The sequence below is a fragment of the Psychrobacillus sp. FSL K6-4615 genome (genome assembly GCF_038008225.1).
Lineage (GTDB): Bacteria > Bacillota > Bacilli > Bacillales_A > Planococcaceae > Psychrobacillus > Psychrobacillus psychrotolerans.
The window spans coordinates 107,414-120,597 of sequence record NZ_JBBOYQ010000001.1 but is presented as its reverse complement, the minus strand read 5'-3'; the positions used below and the strand labels follow the sequence as shown (position 1 = coordinate 120,597).

Below are 13,184 nucleotides of genomic sequence, written 5' to 3'. Positions count from 1 at the left end.
AAAGTAATAGGAAATTATGGATATTGAAAAATTTTTGATGCACCTCGTTTACCTCCATGTTATGATGAAAAAAGGGAGGAGGATTTATCATGTCAGCAGAAACTTATCAACTCGCGGCCATTATAATTTATATGCTCGCAATGCTCGCAATTGGGTGGTACTCTTACAGAAAAACTACCAATTTAACGGATTATATGCTCGGCGGACGCTCACTAGGTCCCGCTGTTACAGCACTTAGTGCTGGGGCTGCAGATATGTCTGGTTGGTTACTTATGGGTTTACCAGGCGCAATTTATTTATCAGGAATGGGTGAAGCTTGGATTGCCATCGGTCTTACAATTGGTGCATATTTAAACTGGCTATACGTAGCACCGAGACTTCGTGTATACACAGAAGTATCAAGCAATTCTATTACAATTCCTAGTTATTTAGAAAGCCGTTTAAAGCAATCATCTCGATTATTACGTGTTGCATCCGGTTTAATCATTTTACTATTTTTCACGTTTTATGTATCCTCTGGAATGGTAGCGGGAGGAGTTTTCTTTGAAAGCTCATTCGGTTTAGACTATCATACAGGACTTTTAGTCGTATCAGCAGTAGTTGTAGCTTATACATTATTTGGAGGGTTCCTTGCTGTTAGTTATACAGATTTCCTTCAAGGATTACTTATGTTCCTGGCTTTAATATGTGTACCAATCTTTGGTGTATTTATGACTGGTGGAATTGGTGAAACAGTGGAGTCTATTAAAGCTGTAAACCCTACGCACTTAAGTCTTATCGCTGGAACAACAGCTGCAGGTATCATTTCCTCTATAGCTTGGGGCCTTGGTTACTTTGGACAGCCACATATTATCGTTCGCTTTATGGCTATTAGTTCTGTTAAAGAAACTAAACAAGCTCGCAGAATTGGTATCGGTTGGATGATCCTAAGTCTTGTAGGTGCAATTGCTACTGCACTTGTTGGAGTTGCATACTACCAACAAAATCCAGAGTTATCCCTATCAAGTCCAGAGGCAATATTCATCGCACTAGGACAAGTTGTTTTCCATCCGTTTATCGCTGGTTTAGTATTAGCAGCAGTTTTAGCAGCTATTATGAGTACAATCTCATCTCAATTAATCGTTACTTCTTCAGCTTTAATAGAGGATTTATACAAAGCCATTATTAAAACTGATGCATCCGACAGAACATATGTAAACTATGGTCGTATCGCTGTATTAGTAGTTTCCGTCGCTGCTGCCATCCTTGCTTGGGAACAAAATGAAACAATCTTAGGTCTTGTTGCATTTGCGTGGGCAGGCTTCGGTGCAGCATTTGGTCCGGTTATCTTGCTAACACTTTACTGGAGAAAAATTACTTCCACTGGTGCATTAGCAAGTATGATTGTCGGGGCTGTCGTTGTAGTATTCTGGGGTACAAATGATACACTTTCAGGAGCACTATATGAAATCGTCCCTGGTTTTGTTCTTGCATTGATCGTGGCAGTTGTAGTCAGCTTAATGACATACAAACCGAATGCTGAAATCGAAAAAGAATTCGATGAAACATTACGTTTGTTGAAGGAAAGTAAAGAAAAATAACATTAAAAATCCAGTAATAACACGAATTTGTAAAAATTTCTTACACAAATTATTTCTATGAATACGTTTTGTTATTCAAAGGTTATTTAATAACTGGGTAAGGATAATTATATGTTTATGCAAGCAGCATCTCTTCATGGAGGTGCTGCTTTTGCTCTTATTATAAAGGACTATTCACTCTTTTAAGTTGGTATAACCTAATGTCCTATATGACACTTGTCATACTTATGACTTGACGTTTATGCCTACTACTAATTTGTGATTTTCCTTATTATTAAGGTAATAGTTCTTACTAGGAGGAATAAAATGAGCAGAGAAAAAACACTCGCATTACGTAAAAACGTAAAACCCTTTGAAAACTCAGAGTTAAATAAGAGTATTATTCAACTAATCAACACTATCCCACCATTTTTCATCTTATGGTTTTTAGCTTATATAAGTTTAGATGTGTCCGTTTGGCTAACCGTTGCTTTGTCTGTTATCGCAGCAGGATTTGTCGTTCGAGTATTCATCATCTTTCATGATTGTACACATGGTTCTTTCTTTAAAAATAAAAAAGCCAATGATATTACTGGAACAATCACCGGAATCATTACGCTTTTTGCCTATGAAAAATGGAAACGCGAACATAATATCCATCATGCTACTAGTGGAAACCTAGACAAACGCGGTGTCGGCGATATTTGGATGATGACCGTTGATGAATATATAGAAGCAACACCAATGAAAAGACTTTCCTATCGTTTATATAGAAACCCGATCGTAATGTTCGGTTTAGGACCAGCGCTACTTTTCTTAGTAAGCAATCGTATAAACCGTAAAGGTGCCCGCGGAAAAGAACGCAACAATACGTATTTAATCAATATATCTGTAGTTGCTATTTATGCATTAATGATTTGGTTAATTGGATGGCAAGCATTTGCGATTATCCAAGGAACAATACTTTTCGTAGCTGGTTCATTAGGAATTTGGTTATTTTATGTTCAGCATCAATTTGAAGATTCTTATTTTGAAGATGAGTCAGAATGGGATTATGTAAAAGCAGCTATAGAAGGAAGCTCTTATTACAAGTTGCCACGTGTTTTACAATGGGTAACTGGAAATATCGGATTCCATCATGTGCATCATCTAAGTCCACGTGTTCCTAACTATAACTTAGAAAAAGCGCATGACTCTACACCACCTTTACACCAAGCTACTACGATTAACTTACGTAAGAGTTTGGAGTCTATCCACTTCCGACTATTCGATGAGGATAATAAAAGTTTTGTTAACTTTAAAGAGATAAAACATTTATTAAATAATACTAAGCAAAATACGAAGTTGAACTCAAAAAACTCAACATTTGAAAGTAAGTAAAATTCTGCAAAAACCATTCCCAGAATTACCTAGGAATGGTTTTTGCATTATAATGAATATAACTATACATAGGTAAGAAGGTGAAATACATGTCCAAATGGTATCAAATATTCCCCAAATATCCTTGGCTAAGTATTTATGCTTGGATTGTTTTTTGCATTTTTCCATTCTTTTTTATATTTAGATCTACAACTCCTTTAGAGATTGTTATTGGTTTAGCACTAACCTTACTATTTTTCATTGCCTATCGTTCATCCTTTTCTACTAAAGGTTGGTTACTATATCTCTCCGTTGCACTACAAATTTCCATCAGTGTTTGGATGACCTACCTATACGGTTATATATACTTCTCTATTTTCTTGTCCTTTTTAATCGGGAATATAAAGAGAAGATTTAGCTTCTTTGTTATATATAGTATTCATCTAGTTGCTACAATTGCGGCTGTTATTATCGGATTTTTTACCCAAACTGAGTTATTTCTATCCCATATGCCGTTTCTTATCATTTGTTTGATAGGTGTTATTTTGTTGCCCTTCAATACATATACTCGAAACCAACGAGAAGCATTAGAGGACCAACTAGAAGAAGCACAAATAAAGATTTCCCAGTATATTATTATTGAAGAAAGAGAAAGAATCGCGAGAGATTTGCATGATACGCTTGGACAAAAGCTCTCGCTGATCGGACTTAAAAGTGATTTAGCGGGCCGATTGATCGAAAAAAATCCACAAGCCGCTAAAATAGAAATATTGGATATCAACCAAACCGCGCGTTCTGTCTTAAAAGAGGTTCGAGAATTGGTTACAAATATGCGCGGAACTAAACTTGAAGATGAACTTTTCCGGATCAACCAAATACTAAAAGCTGCACAGATAGAGTGTACGGTAACTGGTACACCTAAATTAGTAAATACTCCATTGCTTGTAGAAAATGTACTTAGTATGTGTTTAAAAGAAGCAGTAAATAATGTAGTGAAACATAGTAGCGCATCTACTTGCTCTATTTCTATCAAACAATCAGCAAAAGAAACTCTACTAAAAGTGTATGATAACGGCCAAGGTATGGGAGAGAAGGTAAATTGGTCTAAGGGGCATGGCCTACGTGGCATGAGAGAAAGACTTGAATTTGTAAATGGAACCTTAGATATTCATTCGAAAAATGGAACTACACTGAATATACGGGTACCCAATGTTATACAGCAACCCAGTCAGGAGGAATAGACATGATACGAATTGTCATTGCAGAAGATCAACGAATGGTGCTAGGAGCTCTTGGTTCACTACTCGATTTGGAAGAGGATATGGAAGTTGTAGGTAAGGCCAATAATGGTGAAGAAGTATTAAAACTGATTGAACAATTGCAACCAGATGTTTGTATTATGGATATTGAGATGCCTATTAAAACTGGACTGGATGCTGCAGAAGAACTAAAAGAAAATGATTGTAAGGTAATCATTTTGACCACCTTTGCAAGGGCTGGATATTTTGAGCGTGCACGTAAAGCAGGCGTAAATGGGTACCTATTAAAGGATAGTCCAAGTGAAGAGCTAGCAAATTCTATTCGTGTAATTATGGATGGTCGTCGAATATACGCTCCTGAGCTTGTGGATATGGCTTACGAAGAAGAAAATCCTCTTACAGAACGTGAAAGTCAGGTTCTCGAGTTAATAGCAAATGGAAAAAACACAAAAGAAATTGCCGGAGAACTATTTATCACTACGGGCACTGTCCGCAATTATATCTCCGTTATTTTAGATAAACTAGACGTTGGAAATCGAATTGAGGCCATTTCTAGATTTAAAGAAAAAGGATGGTTTAAATAGTAATCGTAAAAGCTTAAAGCACTCTGCTTTAAGCTTTTTTTGTTATGGACTAAACTTTTTGAGAACTCGCAGGGTATATATAGTGAAGGGAGGGAAAAAGCGTACATGAATAATGACATCTTAGAAGACATTAGAAACGGTAGCCGTGATACTTTAAACAGTTTTACGATATGTATGAAAACTATGCGATTAGTACAGCAAAAGCAATAACAAGAAATGACGAACACGCAAAGGATGCAGTGCAAGAAGCTTTTATACGAGTTTATCGTAATATATCTTCCTACAACTCCACTCTTCCGTTCGATGCATGGTTTTATCGTATTTTAGTTAATGAATGTTATCGTATTTTATCAAAAGAAAAGAAAAATACTCCAATCGACACTTCTACAATGGAAAATAAGGAACAGCTGAGGGAGCATTCAAAAGAGAATTTGTCCGACTTGTATAGCATGATTCAAAATATGGCTGACATATATCGCATTCCTATTTTACTCAAATATATAAAGGGTTTTTCTGAGAAAGAAATTGCTACTATCCTCGATTTGAATCAGAACACTGTGAAATCGAGGCTTTTTAACGGAAGAAACTTGTTAAAGACTCAATTAGAATTGCTGGAAATGGAGGGAAGTTAAAATGGACCAATTAGATGATCGAGTTAAGAAAGAAATTTTAGACCATACGAAAGATACTCCTTCTGCATTAAAAGATGATATTTGGAGCCAAATAGACCAAGAACTCTTCCAAACGAAAAGCCAAAAAGAGAAGAAAAGAAAATCCAAAATAATTCCAATCGCTATTGCTGCTGCAGCTGGAGTAATGATTCTATTTAGCACACAAACGGAGTCAGGTAATGCCTTTATTAAACAAATAAAAGATATGTTCGTTCCGGAAAAAGAGATTATACAAAGTATTGAAGGAAACAACGAAGAAACTAATGTAAATCTACAAGAAGGGAAGGATTCCAACTATATTATCTATATAGATGAAGACCGCTATAAACTTGTACCAGGTGAAACGTCTGATATTATCACAACTAAAGAGCCATTAGAAAAAAGGTATCCCGAAGTCTCAATGGAAATTAAACAGTATACAGATATCACTCCTCAAGAAATGGTCATGACCCTAGAAACAGACCTTGCTTCGGAATATACAAAGGTGACAGAAACAGAATCTGTGTCTGATCCAGTAGAAGGTTTTAAATTACACGGTATTAGCGGATCAGAATGGAATAGTCCTGTAACAAATGTATACGTTGTAGATAATTTAAAAGGTGGAAGCTTTGTCATTACGGAGAGATATTTTTTAGAAGCAGCGGAAGGCCATGGCGCAAGATTTTATGCTATGCTGCAAGAGTTTAAGATAGTAGAGTAAGTTTAAAACTTCTCCACCAGGGTATTTAAATAGTAGAGTATAAAAACTGAAGGAGGAATTTACATGAGTGGATTATCTGACAAAGTTAAAGGTGCCGTAAACAAAACAAAAGGTGAAGCAAAAGACCAAGTTGGAAATGCAACCAACGATCATAAATTACAAGCAGAAGGTAAAGTGGATAAGTTAAAAGGTGAAGTTCAACAAGAAGTAGGAGAACTAAAAGACCGCTTCGACCGCAAAGATAAACACTTATAAAAGCAAGACCGCTGGCTAATTAAATTAGTCAGCGGTCTTTTTCCTTTTAGATACTCTTTAATGTCACAACGACGATCTCAGGTGAATTGAATATTCTAAATGGAATTGCACTATTACCCAATCCCCTACTCACAACCATATGCGTACTGTTCTCGGTATACATTCCAGCAGTGTATGTTGGGAAAAAGCCTTGTCCTGGTGCCACTAGTCCCCCAAGTCCTGGAAGTCGAAACTGCCCACCATGTGCATGTCCAGTAAAAACAACATCCATTTTGTTCTCTACATAATCTTGAAAAGTCTCAGGTCGATGGGAAAGTACGAGAGTAAATAAATCATTATCCGCAAATTGACTTAAAGCCTCGCTTACTAAAACTCCATTTAGAGGATCTTCGATACCGATAATTCGAATGTCTTCCCCTTTATGTTCTATTATTTGTTCCTCATTAGACAGTACATTTACGCCAAGTTCAGTTAAGGAATTCTTTATGTTCTCGGTGTCATTAGTAGCGATTTCGTGGTTTCCCGTTACGTAATAAATGGGAGCAAAATCTATAATCTGCCTTACTAATTCTAAACTTTGGTCCAAATTATATCGGTTACTATCAACTAGATCTCCTGTGATAAAAATAAGTTCTGCTTTTGTTTTCTTTATCTTTTCAACTAAGTTCTCCTGGTTTTCTCCAAAGGTTGCATCATGTAAGTCCGAAATCTGCAGGATTTTCACTCCATCATAACTCATAGGAACTTTATCTGATTCTACAATAATTTCGGTAGTTTGAATCCTACTATTACTTATGTACAATAAAGTAATAACCACTACGATTAACATTAACAGTTTCTTCATTTATTTTCTCCTAGTATCGTGGACTCTTTATACCTACTCTGTAACCCAAATGTTCATTTTTCATTAGCTCTTTTACAGTGAATAAGGCAGTATCTCCAGTGGTAGTTTGCACAGCACCCTCTGGCAGGTAATCTCTCATTACAATGTAATCATCTGTAGAAGCTCCAGTCGGTAAATAGGTTGGACAAACAATTGTCCAATCGAGTGCAGTATCTTTTAATATATTGAAAACTTTATGGTGTTCTTGTGCAGCCGTTACCGATTTACGCTTAGATTCAGATGATTGATAACGAAGCAATCCTGGTTCTGCTCTACTATTTAATATTCCCGCAGTACCAATTGTAATAATCCGCTTTAGCTGCTGTTGGTGCATTATGGGAACGATGTGTGAGGTGAACTCTGTTAATACACTTGTTTTGTCGGTTCCAAGTGCACTTATAATTGCATTTACTCCTAGCGTAGCTTTTACAATATCTGCACTATTTTTTGCGTCGCCTTGTAGGACGGATAATTTAGCATGAGGTTGCATCTTTTCAGGGTTTCTTACCATTGCAGTTACTTCTATACCCTGTTCTAGTAATAACGTTAGAATAGCATGTCCCACACGTCCAGTGGCTCCAAAGAGTGCTACTTTCATCTATTTCATCTCCCTTAAAAAGAACTAATCTTATGTTTTTAGTTAGTTTCCGTCTAGTACTAAACTTCTCAAGTTACTTCTTCGGTATATAAAGGCAAAGAACGCCTTTATATGAAATCCTTCCAGTGCTAGTCGGAGGCCCGCAGGATGTGGGTCAGTCAGTCGCTGCGACACGATGTCGCGATCTTAGACTGACTTCCTAACTAGGCGATTTCGCTTTTCTTTATTATAACATCAAAAAGAGTATTCCTTCTTTTACAAAGAAATACTCGGTCGTGTCGAACTATGCTATTTCCCAGGAAATACTTAATAACTATTAAAAGAATTAAAAATAAATGCAATTGCTACTCCATAAAAAATAAGCATTAATACTATACTGATTGCCATCCAGATTAGTGAAGCTCGTGCGTAGTTACGTCTTGGGTCTGGATTTCCAAAACTCCAAATGAACAGCATAACAATATTAACAATTGGAATAATTAGTATAAGCGTCGTAATTAACCAATCCCCAACTGTCATCTCATTACTAGTCTTTTCAAAATTGTCATATTGCTGTTCTTGCACTTTCTCTAAAGAATCCACCAAATCCCCCCTTTTTCGACTTTCACATACTTTAGTGCCTACTTTATTATTATGACATAGCCCTAGAAAAAGACTACTTTTTTTAAGAATTATTCTATTTTCAGTAGACTCATTGGAGTAATAATCCCGATCAATTTATTACTTGCTTTTCCATCTTCTGTTATGAGCAGTGCTTCTAAGCGCCTCCCACGTGTAACAGAAGATTTAAATATATCTACTGCCTCAAAAACAGATGCTTTCGATTGTATAAATCGGTGATTATCTCTATTGCTTTCATGTGCCAGTATTTCTGATAACATTGTTCTCTTTCTTGAGAAGGAATCTGAATCCACTTTACTTGCCATCCACTTAGTTATGCCTACAGGGGTGATTAAACCTTTAAAAGTATTTCCCTTATATACTGGGAATTGATTGTACTTTTTATCTTTGATTACTTTTAGGGCATAGCTAAGTGAATCGGTCTCTTGAAAGATCGTCACATTTGTCTGGAACATTTGAGCTACTGTAATTGGCTTAGCTAATGCCCCTTCAATTTCCTCCATTTTTTTTACAACCTCATCATGAGGTTCAGCAATAGCGTATTCCAATGAGGTACGATGGTGTATAATGGCATTTCTTAAATCACCAAATTCTCGTAAATCTGCCTCATACCGTCTGATAATGGCGTTTTTCTTTTTAGCAAAATCAATTAATCTAAAAAATGCCATATGTTCATTTGTACCAAGAAGATCTTTCATCAATTGGTCTATTCGGTTGTAGGATACAATAAATTTATCAGAGTTACGAGCCACCATCTTAAATCACCTCATTATTATATTTTTGCCTTTGATACATTTCTTTTTGTTATAAAAGCTGCTCCGACGATTAATAGTACAATTATCACCAATGTTACAATCAAACTCCAAATATAAGGTGTATTGTCTATACTGCTACTTAATATTTGTCCCGCATACATTGGTAACTTCCATGGTGAAATAGTCCAGTAAGTACCTAAGAGACCATCTACTAACGGTACAATTATGAGAAAGAAAATCGATGTAACAGAAGCAACTCCTGTAGAAAAAGCTGCACTGCTACAAATAACAATACTAATGGCAAACAACATCCAAATACTGTATGTTCCTAAGAACCCAATAAATGCTGCCGTCTCCACTGCTCCATATAAAATATACGTGTAGTAGAGATTTGCCAACAGGCCTATACATGCACTTCCTACTATTAAGATGCCCATAATAGCTAACTTACTAAACACGTATGCGTTATAAGAAATTGGTCTTACATATAACATAGTTGCTGTTCCGTTTTTGCGCTCCCTAGCAATGATACCGGCAAACCCAAATGCTATGATTAACATTCCGATAAACTGATATTGCCCTACAGTTGACATAACAATTTGTTCTGGGGTGTACTCGGGAAGCTGAAACACCATATCACTTGGCATATTTCCTACCGTATTCAAAATTTGTGGCAAATAATAGTAAGTCAAAGGTTCAGAAATACCAAACAGGATAAATACAAGCGGTATCCATAAAATTTTGAAATTCCGTACATTTTCACGCCACTCTTTTTGAAATAGTATTGAGAAGTTACTCATGTTTATTCACCACCTGCAAAAAGATTTCTTCTAAACTAGCTGATGCTCGCTCAACCTTCGATAAGCGTAAATTTCTATTAGCTAGTACCTGTAATACTTCATTCATTATCGGTTTCTTATCTTCCAGATGGACAAAGGCAACCTCATTTTCCTGTCTAGCAGGCCATGGGCTAATTTCGACAAATTTTGCTGCTTCTTCCGTATCAGCGAATAAGATTCTATACTGGGGATTTGCGTATTTGTCTCGCACTTCCTTTAAGGATCCTTGCTCAACTAATTCCCCTTTTCTTAAGAACAATAACTGGTCGGTCATTTCTTCGGCGTCATTTAAAATATGAGTTGAATATAAAATAGTCGTATGTTCTTGTAGTTCTTTCAGTAAATTCAACACTTCACGTCTACCCATCGGATCTAATGCAGATACAGGTTCATCTAGCAAAAGCAAACCAGGTTTGTGGACGATTGCTTGCGCTAACCCAAGTCGTTGCTTCATGCCCCCAGAAAATGTTCCTACTTTCTTGTTTTTAGCATCTGCTAGACCAACAAAATCTAATGTTCTAACTGACTGAGATTTAATCATTTTCCCGTCTATTCCACTTAACTTCGCTACCATCTCGATAAATTCAAGTGCTGTTAACCACGAATAGAACTGAGGATACTGAGGCAAGAAGCCAATTTCACTTCTAATATCTCCTTGTATGTCTCCATCAATAACTACCGATCCGCTAGTCTGTTTTAATAACCCCGCTAGTATAGACAGAGTGGTTGTTTTCCCAGCACCATTAGGACCAATCAAAGCCGTTGCAGTATTTTTATATAATGAAAAAGTAACTTGATTTACCGCTTTTTCTTTGCCATATTCCTTTGTTAGTGCCTGTACATGTAGAAATGTTTTCAATCATTTCGCCTCCCCAATATAAAATACACAACTGGACCAATAATATTAATAAAAACAATGATAAGTGCCCACATCCACTTTGGTCCATTGGTGCTCTTGACACGTACTAGATCGATTAATGCGACCACTACTAATAATAATTGAATTACTAGAACAGGTAAGATGAGGTTCCAAGGTATTGAATTCAAGTCCATTGCTATTCCTCCTTTTCTCTTTCTATTCTACTATATATAGAACAGAAAAGTTTCATTTATTTTTTTAATTTTCCTATTATTTATAATCCTAAGTAGTCAACAAGTCTATTTAGACAACTTATGGTATAATTACGAGTTGGAAGGTGAACATTAAATGGAAATATTAATCAGAAAAGCTTACAAAGAAGACGCAGCTCAGGCTATTCCTCTTATCATGGAGGCTATTGGAGACATCTCTATGCAGATGACTGGTGAAACAGAAGAAGTAGCCATTACCAAAGAATTTATACACCTATTTACACGGACTGATAATCGACATTCTTATTTAAATACGTATATTGCAGAACTGAATGGTCATGTCGCGGGTGTACTGGTATTTTATAATTCGGAACAGGCAATTAGCCTTGATGCAAATTTAGAAGCTTATCTTTCTAACAAAAAAGGTGCTACTGTCACTATAGATCCGGAAACTGCCCCGGGAGAATGGTATATAGATACGGTTGTAGTTAATCCAGCCTACCGTGGTCATGGCATAGGCACGAAATTATTGAGTTATGCTGAACATTTAGTTAAAAATTCAGGTGGCGGTAAGCTAGCCTTGAATGTGGAGATGGAGAAAGATGCAGCAATTCGCTTGTATAATCGTCTAGGATTTGTTACCCTATGTCCTTGGACAATTATTGGTGAGCCTTTTCATCATATGGTGAAAACAGTAGTTGCAAATTAAAGGAGAATTTTTTATGAAATTATGGATTTACCCCCTAATGGTTGTGTTTGCTGCAAGCAGTTACGGGACATTATCAACTATGGTTAAACTAGCAATTGGAGATGGCTATACGGCTTCAGAAGCAATTTCTAGTCAATATATCGTTGGATTTCTTTTAGCATTATTAATATATTTGTTAACACAACGAAAACTGCCTCGTTTAAATGGTGGCTTTAAGATTATTTTATTGGCAGGTGTGTTTACCGCTACAACAGGAATTGTGTACGGGATGTCTCTCATATACTTACCTGCCTCTCTTGCAGTTGTTATGCTTTTCCAATTTACATGGATTGGAACACTAATCGATTGTATTATTAGAAAAAGACTTCCATCTAGAGCAGAAACTATTTCTCTTATTATCTTATTTATAGGAACTATTCTAGCTGCAGGAATACTAGATGTCGACTTAAGTGGAATTGACTGGAGAGGCTGGGTTTATGGTTTAGCTGCTGCCGTTTCTTTTTCCTTAAATATGAATGTCAACACAAAGCAAGTAGAAGGTATGAATACAACAACTCGTCTATTATTCGTCTCTTTTATCGCAATGATTATGATTGCCATCTTCCAAAGTCCAGAAATTATGTGGAATGGAAAACTGTTTACAGAACCACTATTGTTTTATGGACTAGCTCTTGGATTAATGGGTATCATCATCCCAATTTACTTCTTTGTAATTGCAGTTCCTAAAGTTGGCGGTGCGGTTTCTTCCATATTAAGTGCAATGGAGTTGCCAGTTGCTGTTATCGTATCAGTTATTGTGTTAAGTGAAGCTCTTTCTATATTACAAGTAGCAGGAATAGTGATCATTTTATTGGGAATGTGTATTCCATCATATGCCGATAATCGAAAAAACAAAAAGCTGAAGGTTAATATATAACCTCCAGCTTTTTTTTATTCTATTTTAATTGTAAAAGTCACGAGTACAAAGACTGCAAAGCTCAGCAATAAAGTAGATCCACCAATAATATACGCAACTAATGCAAACGTTTCGTTTATATTGAACGGTTGGATGAACTGTAGGTACATTCCTGCCGTTAAACCAATTGCCCCAATTATAGCTGACCACCCGTGAAACGCAACAAGCTTAGGAAACTTCACTTTGTATAATTTATAAAATAATCCATACACAAACAATGATAACCATCCTACCAATAATATATGGGCATGAATTGGACGAAGTGCATATGATCCCGCACCTGCCATATGAGAACCAAGATACGCTCCCAATAATCCAAATAATGCTCCTGCTCGAACTAGTCGTATACTCCATCTTTTTTGCATA

The 13,184-nt window shown here is 36.4% G+C and carries 16 protein-coding genes and 1 pseudogene; 9 read left to right on the top strand and 8 right to left on the bottom strand.

All coding sequences use genetic code 11. The features are described from left to right. Nucleotides 1-89 precede the first annotated feature (89 nt). From putP to MKX53_RS00595, 7 genes and pseudogenes are all read left to right on the top strand, one after another. Nucleotides 90-1,580 carry a sodium/proline symporter PutP gene (gene putP / locus MKX53_RS00625; protein ID WP_340908313.1) on the top strand — a complete coding sequence of 497 codons (1,491 nt, stop codon included), beginning with the start codon at nt 90-92 and terminating at the stop codon, nt 1,578-1,580. Nucleotides 1,581-1,886: 306 nt separating this feature from the next. Next, nucleotides 1,887-2,939 carry a fatty acid desaturase gene (locus MKX53_RS00620; protein WP_093536670.1) on the top strand — a complete coding sequence of 351 codons (1,053 nt, stop codon included), beginning with the start codon at nt 1,887-1,889 and terminating at the stop codon, nt 2,937-2,939. An 89-nt stretch (nt 2,940-3,028) separates the two neighbouring features. Beyond that, the gene (locus MKX53_RS00615; RefSeq protein WP_340908312.1) at nt 3,029-4,159 is read left to right on the top strand and encodes an ATP-binding protein; all 1,131 of its coding nucleotides are present in this window, start codon (nt 3,029-3,031) and stop codon (nt 4,157-4,159) included. Nucleotides 4,160-4,161: 2 nt separating this feature from the next. Beyond that, entirely contained in the window at nt 4,162-4,761 is a 600-nt protein-coding gene (locus MKX53_RS00610; protein ID WP_093536674.1) for a response regulator transcription factor, read from the top strand. A 164-nt stretch (nt 4,762-4,925) separates the two neighbouring features. Then, a pseudogene (locus MKX53_RS00605) lies at nt 4,926-5,393 on the top strand (RNA polymerase sigma factor); the annotation flags it as partial. 1 nt (nt 5,394) lies between these two features. After that, on the top strand, nt 5,395-6,132 hold the full coding sequence (locus tag MKX53_RS00600; protein ID WP_340908309.1) for a hypothetical protein: 738 nt from the start codon (nt 5,395-5,397) through the stop codon (nt 6,130-6,132). Nucleotides 6,133-6,195: 63 nt separating this feature from the next. Further along, nucleotides 6,196-6,387: a CsbD family protein gene (locus tag MKX53_RS00595; RefSeq protein ID WP_093536676.1), complete on the top strand. Its 192-nt coding sequence runs from the start codon at nt 6,196-6,198 to the stop codon at nt 6,385-6,387. Nucleotides 6,388-6,433: 46 nt separating this feature from the next. On the opposite strand, the gene MKX53_RS00590 is transcribed toward MKX53_RS00595, so the two are convergent. The 7 genes from MKX53_RS00590 to MKX53_RS00560 form a co-directional block, all read right to left on the bottom strand. After that, on the bottom strand, nt 6,434-7,231 hold the full coding sequence (locus MKX53_RS00590) for a metallophosphoesterase (RefSeq protein ID WP_340908305.1): 798 nt from the start codon (nt 7,229-7,231) through the stop codon (nt 6,434-6,436). Nucleotides 7,232-7,241: 10 nt separating this feature from the next. Then, nucleotides 7,242-7,868 carry an NAD(P)-dependent oxidoreductase gene (locus MKX53_RS00585; protein WP_340908304.1) on the bottom strand — a complete coding sequence of 209 codons (627 nt, stop codon included), beginning with the start codon at nt 7,866-7,868 and terminating at the stop codon, nt 7,242-7,244. Nucleotides 7,869-8,174: 306 nt separating this feature from the next. Continuing rightward, nucleotides 8,175-8,450: a hypothetical protein gene (locus tag MKX53_RS00580; protein WP_340908302.1), complete on the bottom strand. Its 276-nt coding sequence runs from the start codon at nt 8,448-8,450 to the stop codon at nt 8,175-8,177. An 89-nt stretch (nt 8,451-8,539) separates the two neighbouring features. Next, entirely contained in the window at nt 8,540-9,244 is a 705-nt protein-coding gene (locus tag MKX53_RS00575) for a CBS domain-containing protein (protein WP_340908299.1), read from the bottom strand. 17 nt (nt 9,245-9,261) lie between these two features. Then, the gene (locus MKX53_RS00570; RefSeq protein ID WP_340908297.1) at nt 9,262-10,044 is read right to left on the bottom strand and encodes an ABC transporter permease; all 783 of its coding nucleotides are present in this window, start codon (nt 10,042-10,044) and stop codon (nt 9,262-9,264) included. Then, the gene (locus tag MKX53_RS00565) at nt 10,037-10,942 is read right to left on the bottom strand and encodes an ABC transporter ATP-binding protein (RefSeq protein ID WP_340908295.1); all 906 of its coding nucleotides are present in this window, start codon (nt 10,940-10,942) and stop codon (nt 10,037-10,039) included. Before MKX53_RS00565 ends, MKX53_RS00570 begins: the two co-directional genes overlap by 8 nt. Then, complete coding sequence (locus MKX53_RS00560; protein ID WP_093536688.1) at nt 10,939-11,136, bottom strand: PLD nuclease N-terminal domain-containing protein; 198 nt, start codon at nt 11,134-11,136, stop codon at nt 10,939-10,941. Before MKX53_RS00560 ends, MKX53_RS00565 begins: the two co-directional genes overlap by 4 nt. 154 nt (nt 11,137-11,290) lie before the next feature. Here MKX53_RS00560 and MKX53_RS00555 point away from each other — a divergent pair, with 154 nt between their 5' ends. Continuing rightward, nucleotides 11,291-11,863 carry a GNAT family N-acetyltransferase gene (locus MKX53_RS00555; protein WP_340908293.1) on the top strand — a complete coding sequence of 191 codons (573 nt, stop codon included), beginning with the start codon at nt 11,291-11,293 and terminating at the stop codon, nt 11,861-11,863. Between the two features lie 13 nt (nt 11,864-11,876). Continuing rightward, a complete protein-coding gene (locus tag MKX53_RS00550; RefSeq protein WP_093536692.1) occupies nt 11,877-12,779 on the top strand; it encodes an EamA family transporter in 903 nt (300 codons plus the stop codon). A 14-nt stretch (nt 12,780-12,793) separates the two neighbouring features. On the opposite strand, the gene MKX53_RS00545 is transcribed toward MKX53_RS00550, so the two are convergent. Beyond that, nucleotides 12,794-13,183, bottom strand: a complete 390-nt coding sequence (locus MKX53_RS00545; RefSeq protein WP_340908291.1) for a hypothetical protein — start codon at nt 13,181-13,183, stop codon at nt 12,794-12,796. Nucleotide 13,184 lies beyond the last annotated feature (1 nt).

Bases quoted from the DNA above. Each gene is read 5' to 3' on its own strand.
- MKX53_RS00545 (WP_340908291.1), bottom strand. From the start codon at position 13,183: ATGCAAAAAAGATGGAGTATACGACTAGTTCGAGCAGGAGCATTATTT.
- MKX53_RS00590 (WP_340908305.1), bottom strand. From the start codon at position 7,231: ATGAAGAAACTGTTAATGTTAATCGTAGTGGTTATTACTTTATTGTAC.
- MKX53_RS00595 (WP_093536676.1), top strand. From the start codon at position 6,196: ATGAGTGGATTATCTGACAAAGTTAAAGGTGCCGTAAACAAAACAAAA.
- MKX53_RS00615 (WP_340908312.1), top strand. From the start codon at position 3,029: ATGTCCAAATGGTATCAAATATTCCCCAAATATCCTTGGCTAAGTATT.
- MKX53_RS00560 (WP_093536688.1), bottom strand. From the start codon at position 11,136: ATGGACTTGAATTCAATACCTTGGAACCTCATCTTACCTGTTCTAGTA.
- MKX53_RS00600 (WP_340908309.1), top strand. From the start codon at position 5,395: ATGGACCAATTAGATGATCGAGTTAAGAAAGAAATTTTAGACCATACG.
- MKX53_RS00610 (WP_093536674.1), top strand. From the start codon at position 4,162: ATGATACGAATTGTCATTGCAGAAGATCAACGAATGGTGCTAGGAGCT.
- MKX53_RS00585 (WP_340908304.1), bottom strand. From the start codon at position 7,868: ATGAAAGTAGCACTCTTTGGAGCCACTGGACGTGTGGGACATGCTATT.
- MKX53_RS00575 (WP_340908299.1), bottom strand. From the start codon at position 9,244: ATGGTGGCTCGTAACTCTGATAAATTTATTGTATCCTACAACCGAATA.
- putP (WP_340908313.1), top strand. From the start codon at position 90: ATGTCAGCAGAAACTTATCAACTCGCGGCCATTATAATTTATATGCTC.
- MKX53_RS00550 (WP_093536692.1), top strand. From the start codon at position 11,877: ATGAAATTATGGATTTACCCCCTAATGGTTGTGTTTGCTGCAAGCAGT.
- MKX53_RS00570 (WP_340908297.1), bottom strand. From the start codon at position 10,044: ATGAGTAACTTCTCAATACTATTTCAAAAAGAGTGGCGTGAAAATGTA.
- MKX53_RS00620 (WP_093536670.1), top strand. From the start codon at position 1,887: ATGAGCAGAGAAAAAACACTCGCATTACGTAAAAACGTAAAACCCTTT.
- MKX53_RS00555 (WP_340908293.1), top strand. From the start codon at position 11,291: ATGGAAATATTAATCAGAAAAGCTTACAAAGAAGACGCAGCTCAGGCT.